At 41.7% G+C, this 20,244-nt stretch carries 18 protein-coding genes and 2 tRNA genes; 13 read left to right on the top strand and 7 right to left on the bottom strand.

The annotated features are described in order from the left end of the window. Positions 1-59 precede the first annotated feature (59 nt). Positions 60-131: transfer RNA gene (locus FC14_RS05695), tRNA-Gly, on the top strand. A gap of 282 nt (positions 132-413) precedes the next feature. Then, positions 414-1,103, top strand: coding sequence for a sigma-70 family RNA polymerase sigma factor (locus FC14_RS05690; protein WP_056976845.1), 690 nt, complete (start codon positions 414-416; stop codon positions 1,101-1,103). Positions 1,104-1,124: 21 nt separating this feature from the next. Here the strand turns inward: FC14_RS05690 and FC14_RS05685 are convergent. The 3 genes from FC14_RS05685 to FC14_RS05675 all read right to left on the bottom strand — a co-directional run bounded on the left by FC14_RS05685 (position 1,125) and on the right by FC14_RS05675 (position 4,592). Next, positions 1,125-1,197 (bottom strand) — tRNA-Thr (locus FC14_RS05685). A 62-nt stretch (positions 1,198-1,259) separates the two neighbouring features. Continuing rightward, on the bottom strand, positions 1,260-3,533 hold the full coding sequence (gene helD, locus FC14_RS05680) for an RNA polymerase recycling motor HelD (RefSeq protein ID WP_056976844.1): 2,274 nt from the start codon (positions 3,531-3,533) through the stop codon (positions 1,260-1,262). A gap of 57 nt (positions 3,534-3,590) precedes the next feature. Continuing rightward, positions 3,591-4,592 carry a cation diffusion facilitator family transporter gene (locus FC14_RS05675; RefSeq protein ID WP_056976843.1) on the bottom strand — a complete coding sequence of 334 codons (1,002 nt, stop codon included), beginning with the start codon at positions 4,590-4,592 and terminating at the stop codon, positions 3,591-3,593. 309 nt (positions 4,593-4,901) lie between these two features. Between FC14_RS05675 and trpS the strand changes: the two genes are divergently transcribed. Both trpS and FC14_RS05665 read left to right on the top strand, forming a co-directional pair. Then, the gene (gene trpS / locus FC14_RS05670; RefSeq protein ID WP_056976842.1) at positions 4,902-5,921 is read left to right on the top strand and encodes a tryptophan--tRNA ligase; all 1,020 of its coding nucleotides are present in this window, start codon (positions 4,902-4,904) and stop codon (positions 5,919-5,921) included. A gap of 17 nt (positions 5,922-5,938) precedes the next feature. Continuing rightward, positions 5,939-6,862, top strand: a complete 924-nt coding sequence (locus FC14_RS05665) for a Ppx/GppA phosphatase family protein (protein WP_056976841.1) — start codon at positions 5,939-5,941, stop codon at positions 6,860-6,862. Positions 6,863-6,907: 45 nt separating this feature from the next. Here the strand turns inward: FC14_RS05665 and FC14_RS05660 are convergent, their stop codons facing one another. Next, positions 6,908-7,669: a transporter substrate-binding domain-containing protein gene (locus FC14_RS05660; RefSeq protein WP_056976840.1), complete on the bottom strand. Its 762-nt coding sequence runs from the start codon at positions 7,667-7,669 to the stop codon at positions 6,908-6,910. A gap of 108 nt (positions 7,670-7,777) precedes the next feature. On the opposite strand from FC14_RS05660, the gene FC14_RS05655 reads away from it, so the two are divergent. From FC14_RS05655 to rsmA, 7 genes are all read left to right on the top strand, one after another. Then, on the top strand, positions 7,778-9,043 hold the full coding sequence (locus tag FC14_RS05655) for a hydroxymethylglutaryl-CoA reductase, degradative (RefSeq protein WP_056976839.1): 1,266 nt from the start codon (positions 7,778-7,780) through the stop codon (positions 9,041-9,043). A gap of 3 nt (positions 9,044-9,046) precedes the next feature. Next, entirely contained in the window at positions 9,047-10,000 is a 954-nt protein-coding gene (locus FC14_RS05650; protein ID WP_056976838.1) for a hypothetical protein, read from the top strand. Between the two features lie 17 nt (positions 10,001-10,017). After that, entirely contained in the window at positions 10,018-10,722 is a 705-nt protein-coding gene (locus tag FC14_RS05645) for an NAD-dependent protein deacylase (protein ID WP_056976837.1), read from the top strand. A 63-nt stretch (positions 10,723-10,785) separates the two neighbouring features. Then, complete coding sequence (gene metG / locus FC14_RS05640; protein ID WP_056976836.1) at positions 10,786-12,810, top strand: methionine--tRNA ligase; 2,025 nt, start codon at positions 10,786-10,788, stop codon at positions 12,808-12,810. Between the two features lie 79 nt (positions 12,811-12,889). Further along, on the top strand, positions 12,890-13,660 hold the full coding sequence (locus FC14_RS05635) for a TatD family hydrolase (protein ID WP_056976835.1): 771 nt from the start codon (positions 12,890-12,892) through the stop codon (positions 13,658-13,660). Positions 13,661-13,667: 7 nt separating this feature from the next. Continuing rightward, positions 13,668-14,228: a ribonuclease M5 gene (gene rnmV, locus FC14_RS05630; RefSeq protein WP_147628730.1), complete on the top strand. Its 561-nt coding sequence runs from the start codon at positions 13,668-13,670 to the stop codon at positions 14,226-14,228. Then, positions 14,221-15,117: a 16S rRNA (adenine(1518)-N(6)/adenine(1519)-N(6))-dimethyltransferase RsmA gene (gene rsmA / locus FC14_RS05625; RefSeq protein ID WP_056976833.1), complete on the top strand. Its 897-nt coding sequence runs from the start codon at positions 14,221-14,223 to the stop codon at positions 15,115-15,117. The genes rnmV and rsmA overlap by 8 nt, the downstream gene beginning before the upstream one ends. Before the next feature lie 38 nt (positions 15,118-15,155). Here the strand turns inward: rsmA and FC14_RS05620 are convergent, their stop codons facing one another. From FC14_RS05620 to FC14_RS05610, 3 genes are all read right to left on the bottom strand, one after another. Next, entirely contained in the window at positions 15,156-15,659 is a 504-nt protein-coding gene (locus tag FC14_RS05620; protein ID WP_056976832.1) for a methylated-DNA--[protein]-cysteine S-methyltransferase, read from the bottom strand. Further along, a complete protein-coding gene (gene ispE, locus FC14_RS05615) occupies positions 15,659-16,537 on the bottom strand; it encodes a 4-(cytidine 5'-diphospho)-2-C-methyl-D-erythritol kinase (protein ID WP_050610832.1) in 879 nt (292 codons plus the stop codon). The genes FC14_RS05620 and ispE overlap by 1 nt, the downstream gene beginning before the upstream one ends. A gap of 114 nt (positions 16,538-16,651) precedes the next feature. Beyond that, a complete protein-coding gene (locus FC14_RS05610) occupies positions 16,652-17,539 on the bottom strand; it encodes a polysaccharide deacetylase family protein (protein WP_056976831.1) in 888 nt (295 codons plus the stop codon). Between the two features lie 411 nt (positions 17,540-17,950). On the opposite strand from FC14_RS05610, the gene FC14_RS05605 reads away from it, so the two are divergent. Together FC14_RS05605 and purR are read left to right on the top strand one after the other, a co-directional pair. Beyond that, entirely contained in the window at positions 17,951-19,003 is a 1,053-nt protein-coding gene (locus tag FC14_RS05605; protein ID WP_056976830.1) for a PTS sugar transporter subunit IIC, read from the top strand. A gap of 294 nt (positions 19,004-19,297) precedes the next feature. Next, positions 19,298-20,146, top strand: a complete 849-nt coding sequence (gene purR / locus FC14_RS05600) for a pur operon repressor (protein WP_056976829.1) — start codon at positions 19,298-19,300, stop codon at positions 20,144-20,146. Positions 20,147-20,244: the final 98 nt, after the last annotated feature.

Below are 20,244 nucleotides of genomic sequence, written 5' to 3'. Positions count from 1 at the left end.
GGAGAGCGTCTGCCTTACAAGCAGAGGGTCACAGGTTCGAGCCCTGTATCCTCCATTATGCGGAAGTAGTTCAGTGGTAGAACATCACCTTGCCAAGGTGGGGGTCGCGGGTTCGAATCCCGTCTTCCGCTTCTTTTTATTTCTTAGCTGTAATCGTCGTTTGATGATTACAGCTTTTTTTTAGATGAATTTCTGAAGATATTTTATCGTTTTATAATTAAAACTTAATTTTCGGTTTAGTAAAATTATCCTTGAATAACCTTATAATAATGTAAATTTATTCATATCCTAGAAATTCAAGATTAAATGGTTGTGGAAAATAATTATATTTTAACTTAAAAAAGTTTATTTTCGTATATAAGAAAACGCTTTCGTATATAATGAAGGTATTACTGAAAAGGAGGTCCTGTTTAATGGACTTGAATACTAGGTCTGAAAAAAAGAAGAGTGCTGGCGACATAGCATTAAAAGCTTATAAGGAAAATCCATGCGGAAGTAATTTATTAACTTTATTTGCAGCGTATCGTCCCTTAATCCAGACGGTTATTAACCGCTTTTCTTTTAACCTTTTAGATGAAGATGATCTGATTCAAGAAGCACAAATAGTTTGCTTTAAAGCTGCCCAAACTTACCAAGAGTCTTTTAATACCAAGTACGGAACTTATTTTATCCAGTGCTTAGTAAATCGCTATAATAGTTTAACTAGATTCGATGGGGCAGATAAACGTCGGAATCAAAAACGTGACTTATCACTAGAGATGTTACTAGAAGCGGGGGAGGAAAAAATTCTCGGTTACGTTTCGACTAACGAAGGCAGTATCAGTGATGAATTAAACGAACTTATCACCAAGCAAGCGCCCGTTTTATTATCGAAGTTTGAACTAAGGGTGTTTAAACTAAAGATATTGCAAGACTATAGCGCAGCGGAGATTGCGGAGATGCTAGAAGTTACTCCTACCGCTGTGTATAATGCTTTAGGAAGATGTCATCGTAAGCTAGAGGGTTATATTCAGGGGGGCGATTATTATTATCCAAGCAGCAAGGAAGAGGCAATAAAAAAGCCCTCGCCAAATTCAGACGAGGACAATACATCTAGTAGTTAATATAAAATCGTGTTATAAGAAAGCCACTTGCCGGATTTGAACCGGCGACCCCCACCTTACCATGGTGATGCTCTACCTCCTGAGCTAAAGTGGCACTTTTGCATTACCTAAATAGTATATTATATGTAAGTAGGTAATGCAAGTAAAAAATGCAGATTAACTAAGTTTAAAAGTATGCTGACTAGTATATAAATGTGGAGCAACTTTTTTAAGGATTGGGGCAACGGGACCATTAGTAATTAAAGTTAAATTGTGCATGGCCCGTGAGCAGATGGTGTATAAAATCCCGATACTTTCTTCATCTGGGTAGTTACTTGCAGAGACATCGTAGCTGATAACATTATCAAATTCCAACCCCTTAGCAAGGTAAATAGGCAGGATAATCAAGCCGCTTGGCAATGCCCGGTCACCGTCCGTTAATAAGTGGGTGTTAAAGTCACGGTGTAGTTGTTCATATAAGTACTTGCTTTCAGCCAAGTTTTTAGTAATTAGTGCTACCTGTTTGGAGTCGGTTAACCTTAAAGTCACTTCCTTTTTAAGACTGGCTAGACTTTCAGCAGCATTCTGGGTGAAGATTAGCTTAGGTTTAGGACCTGGACGGCTAAAGGCGATGACTTTATCTCCATCGGGTAAGAGGGCCTTCATAAAATTAGTTATTTCACTAGTTGACCGGTAACTCTTATTCAAAGCAATCAAGCGTGGCTTTTTAGCATCTAGACTAGTAGCGAGTTTTGTCAACATGGTTTGAGCTTGCATCAAGGGATTAAACAGGGCTTGTTCCCCGTCGCCTAGAAGCGTTAAGTTAGCCTTAGGAAAGACGTGCTTCAGGTAAATAAGTTGAGCACTAGAGTAATCTTGAACTTCGTCGATAAATAGGTGCGCAATCGTATTATTTTGACCTTCTCCGGTGATTAAATCACGTAGGTACAATAAGGGGGCCGCATCTTCTAGCGCTAAGCGATGGTATTCCAAATTTTGGTTAAAAGTAGCCGCTGCTTCTGGAAGGTGGGTAGTCAAGAAAGCCGCGTATTGCTCATAGATATCAATGAAGTGATTGTTGTAGATGGCATCGTAAATAACAGCAAATCGTTCTTTAACAATTTGTTTTGCAATGTACTCTACTTCTGCAGCCACCTCTTGAAAAGCTCCACGTCTTTTGGTCCCCAGGTACTTACGGTACTTGGCATCTGACAATGAGTCTACCTGCTCTAACACCGCTTCGCTTTGTGCTTCTTGATTAATTCTATGCTTAAGTCGCTTAATCAAGAGATTCTTGGTTTCTAAAAAGCGGTGGGTAATTTTCATAGCGGCTGGTAGTGAAGCGAAGGTTTCGTAAATCTCTTCCTTGCTAAAAAAGACGTGGCCATCTAACAAAATATCCGTGAAACAAAGCTTAGAGGAAGTTAGGGCGTTAACATATTTTTCAAGTTCACTCATGAAAGCGGCTGCTTCCTTCTTTGCTTGTAGTGCTTGGTTGCCCAGGCTTAACGATTCCTTACGTTCGTAACGTTCAAAGAGACTTTCAACCTGTAAGCCTTGAAAACGTTGGCTTAAAAATTCTGCTAAGGTTAATTGTCGCATATTCCGTTCCCCTAGGCTAGGTAGCACTTCTGAAATATAGTGACTAAACAGCCGGTTAGGTGAGAAGAGGATAATTTGATCCGCAACCAAGCTAGTCCGGCTATGGTAGAGTAAAAAGGCAATCCGTTGGAGGATAGCAGAAGTCTTACCACTACCAGCAACTCCTTGAACTAAGAGCAAGTCGTGCTTAGTATCCCGAATAATATCGTTTTGCTCACGCTGAATGGTGGCAACAATGTTGCGCATATATTCGTCGCTTTGCTGCCCTAGGACACTTTGTAAAATTTCGTCTCCCACTGTTTCGTTAGTATCAAACATATTTGTAATTTGACCATTAACAATGGTAAATTGCCGCTTCTTTTTAAGCTCTGCGCTTTGTATTCCCCCAGGGGTTTCGTATTCAACTTGACCGAGAGTCCCGTTATAGTAAATTGATGAGATAGGTGCACGCCAATCGTAGATTAAAAAGTTCTGGTGGTCATCAACCAAGGAGGCGGTACCAATATATAAAGTCTCAGCCTGGGATTCACCAGTTTCTAAAATGTCAATCCGGCCGAAGTAAGGGGATTTTTTTAGCTGCTTTAAGGTAGTCAATTGCCGGTTTAAAATTTCCTCATCGGCAACATTTTTAGCAACCAATTGCTTTTGCTGTTGAACTTCCGCATTAGTTTCCATGCGGTCATCAACTTCTAAGGTGTTAATGCGAGCATTTTGTACGTAGTTACGTTCAACAGAAGAGAGTTCCGCCTTGGCTTTAGCGTGGGCAAGCTCAGTTGTTGTTAAATGCTCAGCAATAACTTGTTCAACCTTGTCAACTCGTACTTGTTCAGCTGGTTGTTCTGGGTGCATTAAAATTCCTCCCTTTTAGGTGTCAGTTTTTATAGTAACACGCAGTGAGGTTAGATGCTAAAATTTAGTTTTATCGGTAGGGATAAAGGAAACGTCGGTATCGATAATTCCAAAACGGTGCATCATCAGCTGTTCAATTTTTTCGGCCAGTTGGTAGCTGCTTAAAACAGTCATTTGGGAATCGACGACCAAAACTAAGTCAAGCGTAATGATATTTCCGTTGTAGTGGGTCTTGAGTTCGTCAACTTCAACAATTTCAGGAAAAGTTGCTAAGACTTGGCGGTATTGTGCTTCTGCTTCGGGATCGAAGTAGTCAGCTAGATTCAAACTGCTTTCCCAAAAAATACTAATGCCTGAATAAAGAATGAAGAGGCCAACTAAGACTCCACCAGCGCCATCCAGCCAAGTGATTTTAAAAACTAGGGCGCCTAGAATTGAGACAAAGGTGGCGATACTCATCCAAGCATCGCTAAGACTATCCTTGGCGGAGGCAATAAGTGCCGCATTTTGGAGTTTTTTGCCGGCTTGTTTGTTATAGTACCAAACGCCCAACATAATGGCGCTCGCAATTGCTGCTCCTAGTAGGGCCATTCTATCAGGAATCAGATGTTTAGCAGGATTTAAGAGGTTACTAATACCGGCTAAAATTACCCCTAAAGAAATTGCTACCATGATAATTCCTGTAACTAAGGTAAAGATGGTTTCATAGCGAAAACGGGTAAATTGTACGCGCTGATCATTGCCCCGTTTGTGGAGAGAAATTTTGGGCATAGGGGTTAGGCCAGCAATGTCGTCGTCGTCAATGTCACGCGCAATGTGCAAGCCAACCATCAATAAAATCGTTGAAATAATTCCAGAAAGGTTATTGAAAGCATCCGCGCGTAGGGTCTGTGAGTGGCTGATTATTGCTAAAACGTATTCAATTATGGAAATTAAAAAATAAGCCCCGAGGTTAAGAAAGAGGTGGTGGAGTGCGGCGGTTAACTTAGCCAACTCCTGACTTTGGATTTTTTCCCAAAGTTGATATTCTTTTTCCAAGTGGCGGTCAATATTACGCATAAAAATCACTTCCTAAACGTCTTTAATTCTAGCACCTAGATTGCTAAGAAACAAAAATCTTTAACTTGTTGAAAAATCAAGCGTGGTCGGCTAAAATAAAAGTAATCTAGGCTTAGATAAGTAGGAAGCTAAGACAGAGATGGGACGGTAGCTGAAAAGTCCTAAAGCTGACCGAAGTGGGCTAAGCTAAGTTTACAAATTAATAAGATTGTTTTTGAGTGGCAAGTTAGACTTGCAATATAGGTGGTACCACGGCACTGTCGTCCTATTGGGGTGATGGTGCTTTTTTATGTAAATGGAGGTTTTTTTATGACAAGCAAAAAAGTAATTTTAACGGGTGATAGACCCACTGGTAAGCTGCACTTAGGGCATTACATTGGTTCATTACGTAACCGGGTAGAAATGCAAAATTCGGGTAAATACGAGCCCTTTATCATGATTGCCGACCAACAAGCTTTGACTGATAATGCCCGTAACCCCGAAAAGATTCGTAATTCTTTAATCCAAGTGGCACTTGACTACCTTTCAGTCGGCTTGGATCCTGCCAAATCGACTATTTTTGTCCAATCACAAATTCCGGCTTTGGCAGAATTAAACTTGTATTACCTTAACTTGGTAACCGTTTCTAGGCTAGAACGTAACCCGACGGTTAAGGCGGAAATTCAACAAAAGAATTTTGAACGCTCAATTCCAGCAGGCTTCTTCACCTATCCAGTTAGCCAAGCTGCCGATATTACTGCCTTTAAGGCGGAATTAGTTCCTGTTGGTGACGACCAAGAACCAATGTTAGAGCAAACTCGTGAAATCGTGCGGACGTTTAATTCCATCTACCAAAAGCAAGTTTTAGTCGAACCAGAAGGGGTCTTCCCACCTAAGGGGATGGGACGCCTCCCAGGTTTGGATGGTAATGCTAAGATGAGTAAGTCGCTTGGAAATGCTATCTACCTTTCCGATGACGCTGATACTTTGCGCAAAAAGGTAATGTCAATGTACACTGACCCTAACCATATCCACGTTGAAGATCCAGGGCAAGTTGAAGGCAATATGGTCTTTACCTACCTTGATGTTTTCGACGATGACAAGCAAAAGGTCGCCGAACTAAAGGAACACTACCAAGCTGGGGGACTAGGGGACGTTAAGATTAAACGTTATCTAAACGAAGTTTTAGAGGCTAAATTGGCTCCAATTAGGGCTAAGCGGGCTGAATACGAAGCGGATATTGCAGCAGTTTACCAAATGCTAAAAGAAGGTAGTGCTAAGGCTAACGAAGTTGCTAACCAAACGCTAGCAGAAGTTAGGGCTGCGATTGGGGTTAATTACTTCGATTAAAAAACGGGGGTAATCAAATGGAAAATGTGGTAATACTTGACTTAGGCTCTAATTCTACCCGCTTATCAATTAATGAGGTAACCAATGGTTTCTTTAGGGAAGTTAGGCGCCAAAAAGTGATGACCCGGATGGCAGAAGGGATGGGGAAGACTTTAGGCGAAAAAGTCCTCAAGAAAGCAGCGATTGAACGGACGCTAGCTGCTTTAACCGACTTTAAAAAGGAATATCAAGACCTACCCAACTTGAAGGTGAAGGGAATTGCTACTGCGGCCGTTAGAGCTGCTAGCAATAGTCAAGCTTTTTTAAACCAGGTCAAAGAGTTAACTGGAGTCGACGTAGAAGTCTTATCCGGCGATGCCGAAGCCTACTATGACTACGTTGGGGTTAAGAACTCGCTTAAGTTAAATGACTTTATTCTTTGTGACATGGGTGGCGGTAGCTTTGAATTAGCGGTCGTTAAAGACGGGCAAGCCGTCAATTTGGCAAGTATTCCCTTTGGGGCGGTGAGTCTAACCGAGCGCTTTAATGCCCAAGATTTGCTGTCAGCTAAAGACCTATTTAGGTTTCAAGGCTTTGTCCAAGGCTTATTTAACGAGCAATTATGGTTACTAGAAGGGCGTTATCTTCCACTAGTGTTATTAGGTGGGGCTAATCGGACGGTGGCTCGGACTGAGATGATGCGTCGGGGCCAAAAAAACCTTGATGAATTCCACGGGGTTAAGATGTCTGCCCGCAGTTTCTTAAATATTTACACTGACTGGTTAGGCCTTGATTTTAGCCAACGCCAGGAACGGTTGGAAGTTGAAGCAGACCGGGCCGACATTATATTAGGCGGTCTGACACCAATCGCACAATTGATACAGCAATTAGACATTCCCGAGCTAATTTTTTCTGAAAGTGGTGTCCGGGAAGGAATCTTGTATTCGATGGTAACTGAATAAGCAAATCCCCTCAGAGCACTTCAGCATGCTTGTGAGGGGATTTGCTTATTGGTAGGTCCAATCTTGGTGGAAGTATTTCATCGATAACTTACTGAGGGTACCGTTGTCTTGGAGTTGCTTTAATTTGTGGTTGATTTTCTTTTGAAGCCGAGGCTTTTTAAAGCTTGCAACGACTAGGGATTGCGAGGTTAACTTAGGGTCACTAATTTTAGTTAGCACCTGGCCCACTTGTTTTTGGTCAGTCTCATCTTGAGCAGTTACTAACTGGGGGTTGGCAGCTAACAACTGATTATACTGATAGTCAGTCAAGATTGCAGCTTTAATTTTGCCTGTATTCAAGGCTGTTAGTAAAGCAGACTCAGTTGCAAATCCTTGGGGCTTAGTGGCTAAAGTCGTTAGCAAGGCATGGTGGGGGTTATTTTTTAGGTAACCAACTTTTTTTTGATTTAATTTCAAAATGCTCTTTGTTTTGCTATCGTGACGAGTAAATAAGACGTTAGCAGGGTGTAAGAAACTTTGTGAGTGGCTCATTTGTTTAGAAAGTAAGCTAACATCACAAATAATAAGGTCAACTCGCCCCTTTTTTAAGGCAGTTATTAGCTGGGAGTTAGACTTTTGGGGGATAACTTTAACTTTGGCAGCGAGTTGCTGACTTAAAGCTAAATCAAAGCCGGAATTGTTTTGAATAGTATAGGGGGGATTGTTAGCGAGGACCCCCACTTTTAAGCTATTAGCGGTGGCTGTGAGTGAAGTTAATCCTAAAAACAGGCAGCAAGTAGCTAGTAGCAAGGTTAAAAAACGTTTCATGATACGGTCCTTTCGATTTTCTAGAAACAAATTTTTCTTAACTTATTATATAATATAACTGAGTATTTTCGTTTTAAAATTAACCAAAGAATTAGTGAGGGTATAAGTGTGTCTGGATTTAAAAAGTATTATCAAAAGCCTTGGGCCGACCGGCTGCAAGTTTTACAAACTGAGCAATTACTAACCGCTGATCAACTAGCAAGCTTAAAAGCGGTGGCGGTAAATCCCAAATTGGGAGAAACAATGATTGAAAACTTTATTACTAGTTACTCCTTACCAGAAGGATTGGCCTTAAATTATATGATTGATGGTAAAGACTACGTGGTGCCGATGGTGACTGAAGAACCGTCTGTCATCGCGGCTAGCAGCAATGGTGCTAAGCTGGTTAAACAGGCAGGCGGGTTTAAAACTAACTTAACGGAACGGTTAATGATTGGCCAAGTGGTCTTAGAAAATGTAGTTGCTCCCACCGAACTAGCTACAAAGTTAAAGAAAGCTGAAGAGCAGCTTTTACAGGTAGCTAATGCAGCGCACCCCTCAATTGTAAAACGAGGTGGCGGAGCGCGATTTATCCGGGTCCGGATTTTGGCGGCTGACCTAATTTCGCTAGATTTGGCGGTAGATGTCAAGCAGGCAATGGGGGCTAACATGCTAAATACCATGTTAGAGGCGGTAGCAGACTACGTGAGGACTAATTATCAACAAGAAATTTTAATGAGTATTTTGTCTAATTATGCTACTTCCTGTTTAGTGACAGCCCACTGCCAAATTCCGTTAGCGTTACTGGCAACCAAACAGCTAGCTGGCAAAGAAGTAGGCCAAAAGATTGCCCAAGCTAGTCGGCTAGCTCAGCTAGACGTTTACCGGGCAACTACCCATAATAAGGGCATCATGAACGGAATTGATGCCGTCTTGATTGCCAGTGGGAATGACTGGCGGGCAGTTGAAGCGGGGGTACACGCATATGCTGCAAGGGATGGTCAGTATCGTGGTCTTAGTGAGTGGCAAGTAGTCGGTGATAATTTGGAAGGTAAGTTGACCTTACCCTTACCGGTTGGCTTTGTAGGCGGTTCGATTGGAATTGTTCCCTTAGTTAAACTTAACCACCAGTTATTACAATTAGAAAGCGCAGAGGAGTTAGAAAAAATCTGTGTTAGCGTTGGCTTAGCCCAAAACTTAGCAGCGTTAAGAGCCTTGGTAACTGAGGGTATTCAGAAGGGCCACATGCACTTGCAATTAAAATCACTAGCTGTTAGTGTGGGGGCCAAACAAGCAGAGCTTGCCCCTTTAATTTCTGCACTAGAATCAGCTGGGGTGCGTGATTCTAATAGCGCCAAACGATTATTAGCCGAGTTACGACGAAAGGAAGATTAGTTAATGGTAGAAGTAGTTTTAAATGAAGCAGTCACAGACTTAGTTAAGCAGGTTCAAGCAATTCATCCTGGTGAAATCAATTTTAAGTATCATGATAAAAAGGTTGGTTATCTAAGGCACGATCAAGCACAAGAGTATGTAGATAATGGTCAAATTACGGTGGAAGTCTTTGATTTGACTAACCCTAATTACACGATTGCCCATGAATTATTACACTTTTTATTGCAGTTTAAGCAGCTGCCCCGGATTTCATTTAACGTAACTAGTGGTAATCAAGCTTTAGATGAGCGCATTATGGTAACAGCAACGGAACTATATGACAGTCTGCTTCATTTTCGAGTTTACGAACAACAACGGCAGTTAGGCTTGGTGGATGAATCCGTCGAGGAGCTTTACTTTAAAGGAATCTTGGCTATTTTGAAGCCAGAGCCTAAGGATCAAAGGGATTCATGGATGGTCTTACGGACTTTAACCTTGTTTGATTGCCTCATCTTTTTTAAGGGACAAGAAGAAAGTATTTTACCAAAATTACAAGAGTTATATCCAGAGTCACTCCAAGCTGCCCAAAAGCTCTATCAAATAGCGACGGCTAAAGAGTTAAAATCTGCCTTTGCTTTGCGGCGAGCGATTGTAAAAGTGTTTGCCGCCTTTGATGAACAGCTTCAAGCCTGGAACTTAATGAAAATGAATCTAAATGAATTTGTGACGTTGACGGCTGTTTTGAGTGAACGGCAAAGTCGTTTGCAAATTTCCCAAGTTTTTGAAATTTATCACTCTATTTTCCAAGATAATACAGTCTTTAAGGATGCTTACATTGGGCGCTATCAAGGAGATCAACAGAATACGTTTGTTTTTACCGTTCCAAAGGGACAGGACAAAGAAGTATTTGCTAAGGTTTATGAAAGTAAGGTTAGTGACTATTTACAGGCTAACGGCTTTTATTACCTAAAACGTTAAGGGAAAGAAGGATGGTTATGACCCAGTTAAATGATTTGTTAACCACTGCCAAGAGGATTGTCTTTTTGACTGGGGCCGGGGTATCAACGGCTTCGGGGATTCCTGATTATCGTTCTAAAAATGGGCTTTATGCGAATAAAAGGCGGCCTGAGTACTTATTGAGTCACACTTGCCTAGTTAAAGAACCGGAAGTATTTTATGAATACTTAAAGGCTAACCTTTACTACCCTAAGGCCAAGCCCAATATTATTCACGAAAAGATGGCAGCTTTTACTAAGGCCAAGCGGGCAACGATTATTACCCAAAATATTGATGGCTTACACGCTAAGGCTGGTAGCGACTTAGAGCGTCTAGTTGAATTTCACGGTAACCTCTATGACCTTTACTGTCAAAAGTGTGGTCAAACTGTAACCTATAAAACCTACCTCAAGAATATGTACCACCAAGATTGTGGGGGAATTTTGAGGCCGGACGTTGTTTTGTATGAGGAAGGAATTAAGCAAGCAAGGCTAAACCAAGCACTAACAGCTTTAAGCCAAGCCGATTTAGTAGTTGTATGTGGGACTTCTTTTGTGGTTTATCCCTTTGCCGGTTTAATACAGTATCGTTCACCTAAGGCTAAGGTGGTGGCCGTCAACAAAGAGGTGATTAGTTTACCTAGTGACGGGATTATGATTCAAGGAGACGCGGTTAAAGAATTTGCGCAAGTTGATAACCCGTAACCCCGTAATGTTATGGTATACTAATAGTTAGCTAAAGACGTAATTGTGAAAGGAATTGAAAATATGGCTGAAAAACCAACATTTTATATTACAACGCCAATCTATTATCCCTCTGGGAAACTTCACATTGGTAATTCATACACAACGATTGCGTGCGATGTGTTAGCACGTTACAAGCGGTTGCAAGATTTCGATGTTTTCTTTTTAACTGGAACCGATGAACACGGTTTGAAAATTGAACAAAAGGCTAAGGCCCTTGAAATGACCCCCCAAGCTTATGTAGATAAGATGGCTGCTGATATTAAGGCCTTGTGGAAACTGTTAGATATTTCAAACGATAAGTTTATTCGGACCACTGATGATTACCACGAACGTGCGGTGCAAAACATTTTTGAGAAATTATTGGCTAAGGGAGACATTTATCTCGGTAAATATGTTGGTTGGTACTCAGTGTCCGATGAAGAATACTTTACGGAATCACAGTTAGCTGAAGTTTACCGTGATGAAAACGGCAAGATGATTGGTGGCAAGGCCCCTTCTGGTCACGAAGTTCAATTGGTTGAAGAAGACTGTTACTTCTTTAAGATGAGTAAGTATGCCGACAAATTAGTGGAATACTACAATGCTCACCCTGACTTCATTATTCCTGAAAACCGCAAGACTGAGATGTTAAATAACTTCATCAAGCCAGGGCTCGAAGACTTAGCCCTAACGAGAACTAGCTTCAACTGGGGTGTCAAGGTGCCAAGCAATCCTAAGCACGTTGTTTACGTGTGGATTGATGCTTTATGTAACTATATTACGGCCCTTGGTTATGAAACCGGGGATGATGAGAGTCTCTTTAAGAAGTACTGGCCTGCTGATGTTCATATGGTTGGAAAAGAAATTGTTCGCTTCCACACTATTTACTGGCCAATTATTTTGATGGCCCTAGATTTACCATTACCAAAGCATATCATTGGCCATGGTTGGTTACTGATGAAGGATGGCAAGATGTCTAAGTCTAAGGGCAACGTCGTTTACCCAGAAATGTTGGTTGAACGTTATGGGTTAGACGCGTTACGTTATTACTTGATGCGCGCTGTTCCATTTGGAAATGACGGTATCTTTACACCGGAAGACTTTGTGGGGCGGGTTAACTATGACTTGGCTAACGACTTAGGAAACTTGTTAAACCGGACGGTAGCAATGATTAACAAGTACCGCGCAGGGCAAGTACCTGCTTTCGTTAGTGGGGTAACAGCTTTTGATGCTGACTTAGAAGCATTGGCGGCTGAAACGATTAAGGCTTATGAAGCCGAAATGGAAGCTGTTAAGTTCTCCAACGCGCTAGATGCTTTATGGAAGTTTGTTTCCCGTTCTAACAAGTATATTGATGAAACGGAACCATGGGCGCTAGCTAAAGACGAGGCTAAGGCGCAAGAATTAGATAGTGTCCTAGCTCACTTGGTAGCTAGCTTACGCTTGATTGCGGTCTTATTACAGCCTGTCATGACAAAAGCTCCTAAGGAAATTTTCCACCAATTAGGTCTAGGTGAAAACCTACCTGCTATTAAAGGCTTGGCTTATGCTGACTTAGAAGTAAGTCAAGTGATTACTAAGGGGCAACCTATTTTCCCACGGCTTGAAGTTGAAAAAGAAGTTGCATACATCAAGTCCAAGATGACCGCTAACGAAAAAGCTAAGGGCCGTAAAGCGATGGCCCAAAAAGCCGCGCAAGGGTTTGATCCAACTACGACAACGCTCAAGTTGACCAAGGATACAATTGGCTTTGATAAATTCGATAAGGTTGAATTAAAGGTTGCTAAGATTAAGGAAGTAAGTAAGGTAGAAGGGGCAGATAAGTTACTTAAGTTCCGCTTAGATGCTGGTGATGAAGGTGACCGCCAAATCCTCTCAGGGATTGCCCAATGGTACCCTAACTTCGAAGAATTAGTTGGTAAAAACGTAATTGCAGTGACAAACTTAAAGCCACGCAAGATGCGGGGAGAAGTCAGTCAAGGGATGCTCTTATCAGCTGAATTTGGTGAAACGGTACAGTTAATTACGGTACCAGAAAATATTCCTGCAGGGTCGCTTGTAGGCTAGACAATTCTAAAACTAGGTGGTAGTATCTTTAAAGTTACGACCACCTAGTTTTAGTAATTTTATATAGAGGTAAAAGTAAATGAAGATATTTGATTCACATACCCATATTAATGCTCGTTTTTTTGCTGGCGATGAATATGATGCAATTAAACGCGCACAGGCCTTTGGAGTCACGGCCATGCTCTTAGTAGCTTACGATGATTATTCTGCCACCCAGATGCTAAAGCTATGTGAACAATTTCCTGACATTTATGGTGCGGTTGGAATTCATCCGGATGATGCCTTGAATTATGATGATGCTAAGGAAAACTGGCTAGAAACAATCTTGGCCCACCCTAAGGTAAAAGTCCTAGGCGAAATTGGCCTGGATTATCATAATGAAGTTGATCACCAAGTTCAAAAAGAAGTTTTTCAGCGCCAATTACAGCTAGCGGCTAAACACCACCTACCAGTGACTATTCATAACCGGGATGCGATTGCTGATACTTACCCAATTTTAAAAGCTAGTGAGCTAGGGCGCTTTGGTGGAATCATGCACAGCTTTAATGGAAATCAAGACTGGGCTAAAAAGTTTTTGGATTTAGGAATGTACCTGTCTTACAGTGGGGTAGTGACTTTTGGTAACGCTAAGGAAGTTAAACAGGCGGCGCTAAGTACCCCTTTAGATAGGATGCTAGTTGAAACGGATGCTCCCTACCTAACCCCCTTGCCATTTAGGGGGCGGGCTAATGAACCGGCTTTAACCCGCTACACGGTGGAATTTTTAGCGCAGGAATTGGGTTTGAGTGCGGCTAGTCTAGCTAGCAGAACGTATCAAAATACAGAAAGAATTTTGAGGATTAATGACTGAAGAAAGAATGAAAATTAGAGAAGTTATTGTAGTGGAAGGTAAATCTGATACTAAGCGTATTCAGTTGGCCGTTAATGCTGACACCCTGGAAACGCGGGGGTCAGCAATTAGCGAGGAAACCTTAGAACAGATTGAAGAGTTGCATGAAAAACGGGGGGTAATTGTATTTACTGACCCCGACTATTCGGGCGAAAAGATCAGAAAGACTATTAGAGAAGCAGTCCCTGGAGTAAAACATGCCTTTTTAAACCGGCGGGATGCGGCTCCTGACCATAAAGGCAGCTTAGGGGTAGAACATGCTAGTTTAGAAGCAATAAGAGCTGCTTTGAAGAACCTCTATACCGAAGATGTCGCGGCCCCTATTCAGATTAGTCGTGAAGACCTAGCACTTGCTGGCTTAATTTCTGGTCCGGAAGCTAAGAAAAGACGGCGGCTTTTGGGAGAGTATCTACACATTGGTTATACCAACGGCAAGCAACTCTATAAGCGGCTTAACCTATTTCAGATTAGTCCCGAAGAATTTGCGGCTGCTTTGAAAGAGATTAACGAAGGAGAACAAAATGGATAACAACTTACCTGAAATTGCTTCACCAACAAGAACGCGGGCAATTATGGAAACCTACGGCTTGACCTTTAAAAAAAGCCTAGGCCAAAATTTTTTAACGGATATTAATGTGTTAAAGAAAATTGTGGCTGCAGCTGAGGTTAGTGAAGCTGACGATGTAATTGAAATTGGTCCTGGAATTGGGGCGTTAACAGAACAGTTAGCCAAGTCAGCCCACCAAGTCTTAGCCTTGGAGATTGATGACCGGCTACTACCAGTTTTAAAAGAAACATTGGCTCCTTATCCTAATGTTGAGGTTATTCACCAAGATATTTTGAAAGCTAATTTGAAGGAGTTAATCGCTGAGCACTTTGATGGCCAGCACCGGTTAAAAATTGTTGCTAACCTGCCATACTACATCACCACTCCAATTATTATGCACTTACTAGCAACTGAACTTGCCTTTGACCAAATCGTGGTGATGATGCAAAAAGAAGTTGCTAACCGCTTAGCGGCTCAACCAGGTTCTAAGGATTATGGTTCACTCTCGATTGGAGTTCAATACGAGATGGATTGTCAGGTTGCTTTTATTGTTCCGAAGACGGTATTTGTTCCCCAACCTAAGGTTGATTCGGCCATCATTTCTTTAACTAAAAAGAAGGCCAAGGAGTATCAACCTCAAGACGAACGCTTCTTCCACCAGTTAGTCCGGGGAGCCTTTATGCATAGACGCAAGAGTCTGTGGAATAATTTACAGGGCTTGTACGGTAAGCAAGCTGAGGTCAAAGAAAAGCTAAGTCAAGCACTGGCGCAGGTGGAAATTGAACCGAGCGTACGGGCAGAACGCTTGACCATTGCAGATTTTGTCCGCTTAGCAGATTGTTTATTAGCTACTGGGGTAAAAGTTAAATAACGAAGTAAAGCGCACCGGCCGTTCATGGTCAGTGCGCTTTACTTTGAGTTAAGGTCTGCTTGTTCAAGCTCTAGTAATTGTCGTTTGAATGCCTTCCCTGCGCGAAAATCTCCTAAGCTACCGTCGGCGCGGATAATACGGTGACAGGGGACAATTATTAACAGGGGATTTTTAGCAACCGCAGATGCTACTGCACGACTGGCATTGGGCTGGGCAAGTCGTGTAGCTAATTCTTGGTAGCTAAGGGTTTGCCCATAAGGAATCTGAGTTAATTGTTGCCAAACAGTCTGTTGAAAGGCGGTCCCAACTGTAAAATCTAGGGGGACATTAAAATTTTGCGTTGCTTTTTTAAAATATGCGTCCAACTGTGCTTGAGCTGCCAGTAAAATCGAATTAGAAGTAGTAGGGGTTAGTGTAGCCCGCGGGTAAAAAGAAACTAATTCTTGAAAAATGCCGTCGGGGCTACCTACAAAACATAACCCAGTGGAGCTGGCGGCTAAGTAGTAGCTATGGTCAGCGATTGTAACACAGGTATAATCCATTACGATCCCTCTTTCTTACTAGTGGCACTTAAAGGGCGTACTAGGTAAACTTCATCACAAAAACCACGCAGACTGTTGTAAATATGTTGGGCACGTGAATACTTTTGGGTAATTCCAAAAACGGTTGGGCCACTTCCGCTCATTTGGGCGGCATCCGCACCGAATTTGAGCATTTTAGTTTTGATTCTAAGGATATCTGGATGTTTTTTGGAAGTGATTGGTTCTAAAACGTTCCCCATTTTAGCGGTAATTTGAGCGTAATCTTGTTCTTTTAGGGCGGAAACAAGGCCGGTGACGTCAAGATGAGCTAAGTTTGAATAGTCAATCTGTTTTAAAATCGTGGGTGTTGAGACGCTAGCCTTGGGTTTAGCAACAATAATCCAAAGAGAAGGGAAATCGCCGAGGGGGTTAATTAACTCACCTTTGCCAGTAACTAAAGCGGGTTCGCTGTAGACACAAAAAGGGACATCCGAGTCAATTTCTAGACCGATTTGGGCCAGTTTAGCCTTAGATAGCTTCAGGTTCCAAGCCTGATTTAAAGCGCGTAAAACTGCAGCGGCATCACTTGACCCCCCACCCATGCCAGCTGCAACTGGAATGTTTTTCTTGATAATGATTTCAACCCCTTGGTCGACCTGGTAGTCTTGTTGGAGTTTTAAAGCCGCTTGGTAAGCTAGATTCCTCCGGTCACAGGGAAGAAAGCCACTGTCTGTTAAAACCGTGATTTGTTTGGATGTGGGGATTGTCCTGACTTGGACATAGTCAGCTAAATCAATTGCAATCATCACCATTTGCCATTCGTGGTTGCCGTCGGCATGGCGAAAAGGTGTATCGAGGCTGAAATTTAATTTAGCTGGAGCTTTTTCGAGAATCTCCATAACCTCACCTTTTTTTCTAAATTTATGTTAGTCCTATTATACTAATTTGCAAGCGGGGGCGCAAACGTAGAGCAAACAAAAAGAACCAAGCGCAAGGCTTAGTTCTTATGAAGCTTAGTTGTTTTCCAGCAAGCTTTGGAAGCCGCTTAGGCTGAGGTTAGGTTCAACCCTAACCCGACTTAAACCATAAAGGCCTCCTTCGTTATTGGCTAATCCAGGAATGGTGGTGGTAGCAAGCTTATAGCCGGCACGTTTCGTAGCTGCCAGGGTGTCGGCATTGTGTTTACCGGCAGGGTAGCAAGCATAGATGGTATTTTGATGAAGGTTTTTGTTTAACCAAGTCCGTGATTGCTTCAGTTCAGCGTACTGAGCGCTAGGTGAAAGTGCGGACAAATCGGAGTGGCTAACTGTATGACTTCCGAACGAAACCAAGCCACTAGCCTGCATTTCCTTAATCTGGTCCATGGTTAATTTGTTAGCTTGACCGTTTTTAATTTGGTCGGTAATTAAATTAATCGTGGCCTTTAGGTGATATTTCTTTAAAGCCGGAAAGGCATTCGTGTAGTTGTCGCGGTAACCGTCGTCTAAGGTAATCCAGACAATCTTTTTAGCGGGCACTTCGTTTTTAGATAAGACCCGGTAGGCTTCCTTGTTGCTTAAAGTGTAGTAATGATGATCTTTAAGCCACTTCATTTCTTGGTCAAATTCATTGGCAGGAACTCGTAAGGTATTACCATTAGATTCGGAAATACTGTGGTACATTAGAATTGGAAAAGAAACCCGCTTAGCTTCTTTAACCCAGGTAACCTTTGCTTTTTTAGAGCTAGTCTTAGCTTGTTTGTTAGTTTTGGTAGCTTTTTGACTAGCTTTCTTTTCCATCGCGGTGATTTTAGCTACCTGTTTTTGATGTTGGTTATCGGCAAACTTCTTGCAAGCAAACCCAATCCCCGTAACTAGGCCCAAAGCAACTAAGGTCCAAAGAATAATTTTTCCTTTTGACATAAAAAAACTCCCTTTATTAGTAGGCTAACTTCTATTCTAGCATAGTGGTTAGTGCTGCAAACTAAATTTGTTAAAAATAAAATTAAAAATAACTGAGAAAAATGCTTGACTAATTAAAAAAGATAGCTTATATTATAATCATTCAAGTAGAGGAGTGGTTTAAATGTTAAAGAAAACGACTTTACAATTGAATAATTATTACTACTTCTATTTCTTTAGGAAGGGTTTGTAGCCGACTATGCACGGGTGCAAACCAGATTAGCTAAGTTTGCACCTGTGAGAAATAGAAGCACTTTTGATATGTTCGACTCACAGGAGAAATGATAATCTGTGGGTCTAGTCCAAACCATTAATACTAGTAACTAAACCTGAGGATTATCATCACTGATAGTACTCAGGTTTTTAATTTAAATGGAGGATGTAGAGATGACAATTAGCAAGAAAGATTTCACCTTAAATATTTTGAATGGAATTAGTCTGGGGGTGGTGGTGACCTTAGTACCCGCTGCACTAACCGGGCAGCTGATGAAGGCTTTATTAGGCGTGTTTCCACTGGGAGCGGCAGTTATTTCGATGACTAACTTTACGATGTCCTTATTAGCCGCTGTGTCAGGTTTTTGTGTCGGGCATTTATTTAAGTTTAATATGATTCAAACCAGTGCCGTGGCTGCCGCAGCAATGATTGGAGGGGGGGTTATTAAACAAACGACCCAGGGCTTTATTTTAAGTGGGACAGGTGACGTAATTAACACGGCTTTGACGATTACGGTGGCCGTATTGGTTGCTCAGTTTATCGGCAATAAATTTAAGAATTACACGGTGTTGCTATTGCCCTTGTTAGTAATTGTGATTGCAGGTGGAATTGGGTTGACGACTTTACCTTTCATTAAGATGGTAACAACTTTCATCGGAATGGCGATTAAAAACCTAGTTACTTTACAACCAATTTTGATGGGAGCTTTGATGGGAATGGTCTTTGCTGTTTTAATTGTTTCGCCTATTTCATCAGTGGGGATTGCAACTGCCGTTGGTTTGAGTGGAATTGCAGCCGGAAGTGCTAACTTAGGGATTGTAGCCGGAAGTTTTACGCTAGCAATTATGGGAAGTTCGGTTAACTCCTTAGGGACGACCTTAGCTCACTTTGTGGGGACGCCTAAGATTCAAATGGCTAATATGTTAGAAAAACCCTTCTTGTTTATCCCGGTTATGATTAATGCAGCCGTTTTGGGAGCGATTGGCGCAATTTTCAATATTCAAGGAACGGCAATGAGCGCCGGCTTTGGCTTTAGTGGTTTGATTGGGCCGATGGCTGCCCTAGGGGCAATGAAGGTGGATGGGGCCGCCTTAGTCTTAGTAACAATCCTTTTCTTGATTTTACCAATTTTATTAGGGTTTCTTGCCAAGTATGTTTTTGTTAAAAAGACTAAGCGTATTGTTCCCAAAGACCTCCTAATTCAGGTTTAAGTTAGGGTTAGGACGAGAGAAGCTGAACTAAAGGAGCTTATCCTTTTAGTTCAGCTTTTTGTTTTAAGTTAGCCTTGACTAATGAGGGGGACAATGCTAATCTAGTAAAGTTGCAGTATTGCCGAACGTTAACTCCAGCAGTTAATAAGGTTAAATAATGAGGCTTAAACAGAGCCGTTTAGAAATAAAAACGAACATTTTTAATAAAATGTTTAAAAAAGCTAGGAAAACACAAAGAATTAACGTATAATAGCAAAGTAGATTAGATTATATATTTGGGGAGGACTTAGTTAGGTGAAAACCAGAAGAAGCGATCGATTAATTGATATGACCCGCTATTTGTTAGAGCGTCCACATACTTTAATTTCACTGACTTTTTTTGCGGATCGGTATGAATCCGCTAAATCGTCAATTAGTGAAGATTTATCTATTATCAAGCGGACCTTTAAGTACCGGGGCATTGGTATTTTAGAAACCATTCCTGGAGCAGCTGGTGGTGCACGTTATATTCCGTCAATCTCAGAAGAAGAAGCCCGGAAGTTTATTACTGACATGACTAAGGAACTTTCGGAAAAGGATCGACTTTTACCAGGAGGATATGTCTACCTGTCAGACTTATTAGGTCGGCCGGACGTTTTACGGCAAGTAGGTCGGGTGATTGCCCGCCAATATATTGACAAGCAAATTGACGCCGTAATGACAGTTGCAACTAAGGGTGTGCCTATTGCACAAAGCGTTTCTAGTTACTTAAACGTTCCCTTTGTAATTGTTCGGCGTGATTCTAAGATTACGGAAGGTTCAACCGTTTCCGTTAATTATGTTTCAGGTTCTAGTGAACGAATTGAAAAGATGGAATTATCTAAGCGGAGTCTTAAGCGGGGCTCGCATGTCTTAGTCGTTGATGACTTCATGAAAGGCGGCGGGACTGTTAACGGGATGAAGAGTATGATTGAAGAATTTGAATCTAAACTCGTTGGGATTACCGTTTTTGCTGAAGGAGCTTTTGAAGGTCACCGCATGGTAGACGAGTATACCTCCTTACTTAAAGTTGATAAAGTTAATACCTTGGATAAGGCAATTCATGTTAGTCCAGGAAATTACTTGGAAAAGGTTTTTGAACAAACAGACTCAAAAGCAGATTAGTTTAAGGGGTCAAAAGTCAAAGTAATGGTCTTTGGCTTTTGACCCCTTTTGCTTTGTGTTATAATCAAGCCAAGTAGACTAAATTTTTAAAGGAATGG

The sequence above is a fragment of the Ligilactobacillus agilis DSM 20509 genome, from assembly GCF_001436215.1.
GTDB classification, from domain to species: Bacteria; Bacillota; Bacilli; order Lactobacillales; family Lactobacillaceae; genus Ligilactobacillus; species Ligilactobacillus agilis.
This window is presented reverse-complemented; position numbering and strand designations above follow the sequence as displayed.

Coding starts and splice junctions, on each gene's coding strand:
- FC14_RS05690 (WP_056976845.1), top strand. CDS start 414: ATGGACTTGAATACTAGGTCTGAAAAAAAGAAGAGTGCTGGCGACATA.
- helD (WP_056976844.1), bottom strand. CDS start 3,533: ATGCACCCAGAACAACCAGCTGAACAAGTACGAGTTGACAAGGTTGAA.
- FC14_RS05675 (WP_056976843.1), bottom strand. CDS start 4,592: ATGCGTAATATTGACCGCCACTTGGAAAAAGAATATCAACTTTGGGAA.
- trpS (WP_056976842.1), top strand. CDS start 4,902: ATGACAAGCAAAAAAGTAATTTTAACGGGTGATAGACCCACTGGTAAG.
- FC14_RS05665 (WP_056976841.1), top strand. CDS start 5,939: ATGGAAAATGTGGTAATACTTGACTTAGGCTCTAATTCTACCCGCTTA.
- FC14_RS05660 (WP_056976840.1), bottom strand. CDS start 7,669: ATGAAACGTTTTTTAACCTTGCTACTAGCTACTTGCTGCCTGTTTTTA.
- FC14_RS05650 (WP_056976838.1), top strand. CDS start 9,047: ATGGTAGAAGTAGTTTTAAATGAAGCAGTCACAGACTTAGTTAAGCAG.
- FC14_RS05645 (WP_056976837.1), top strand. CDS start 10,018: ATGACCCAGTTAAATGATTTGTTAACCACTGCCAAGAGGATTGTCTTT.
- metG (WP_056976836.1), top strand. CDS start 10,786: ATGGCTGAAAAACCAACATTTTATATTACAACGCCAATCTATTATCCC.
- FC14_RS05635 (WP_056976835.1), top strand. CDS start 12,890: ATGAAGATATTTGATTCACATACCCATATTAATGCTCGTTTTTTTGCT.
- rnmV (WP_147628730.1), top strand. CDS start 13,668: ATGAAAATTAGAGAAGTTATTGTAGTGGAAGGTAAATCTGATACTAAG.
- rsmA (WP_056976833.1), top strand. CDS start 14,221: ATGGATAACAACTTACCTGAAATTGCTTCACCAACAAGAACGCGGGCA.
- FC14_RS05620 (WP_056976832.1), bottom strand. CDS start 15,659: ATGGATTATACCTGTGTTACAATCGCTGACCATAGCTACTACTTAGCC.
- ispE (WP_050610832.1), bottom strand. CDS start 16,537: ATGGAGATTCTCGAAAAAGCTCCAGCTAAATTAAATTTCAGCCTCGAT.
- FC14_RS05610 (WP_056976831.1), bottom strand. CDS start 17,539: ATGTCAAAAGGAAAAATTATTCTTTGGACCTTAGTTGCTTTGGGCCTA.
- FC14_RS05605 (WP_056976830.1), top strand. CDS start 17,951: ATGGAGGATGTAGAGATGACAATTAGCAAGAAAGATTTCACCTTAAAT.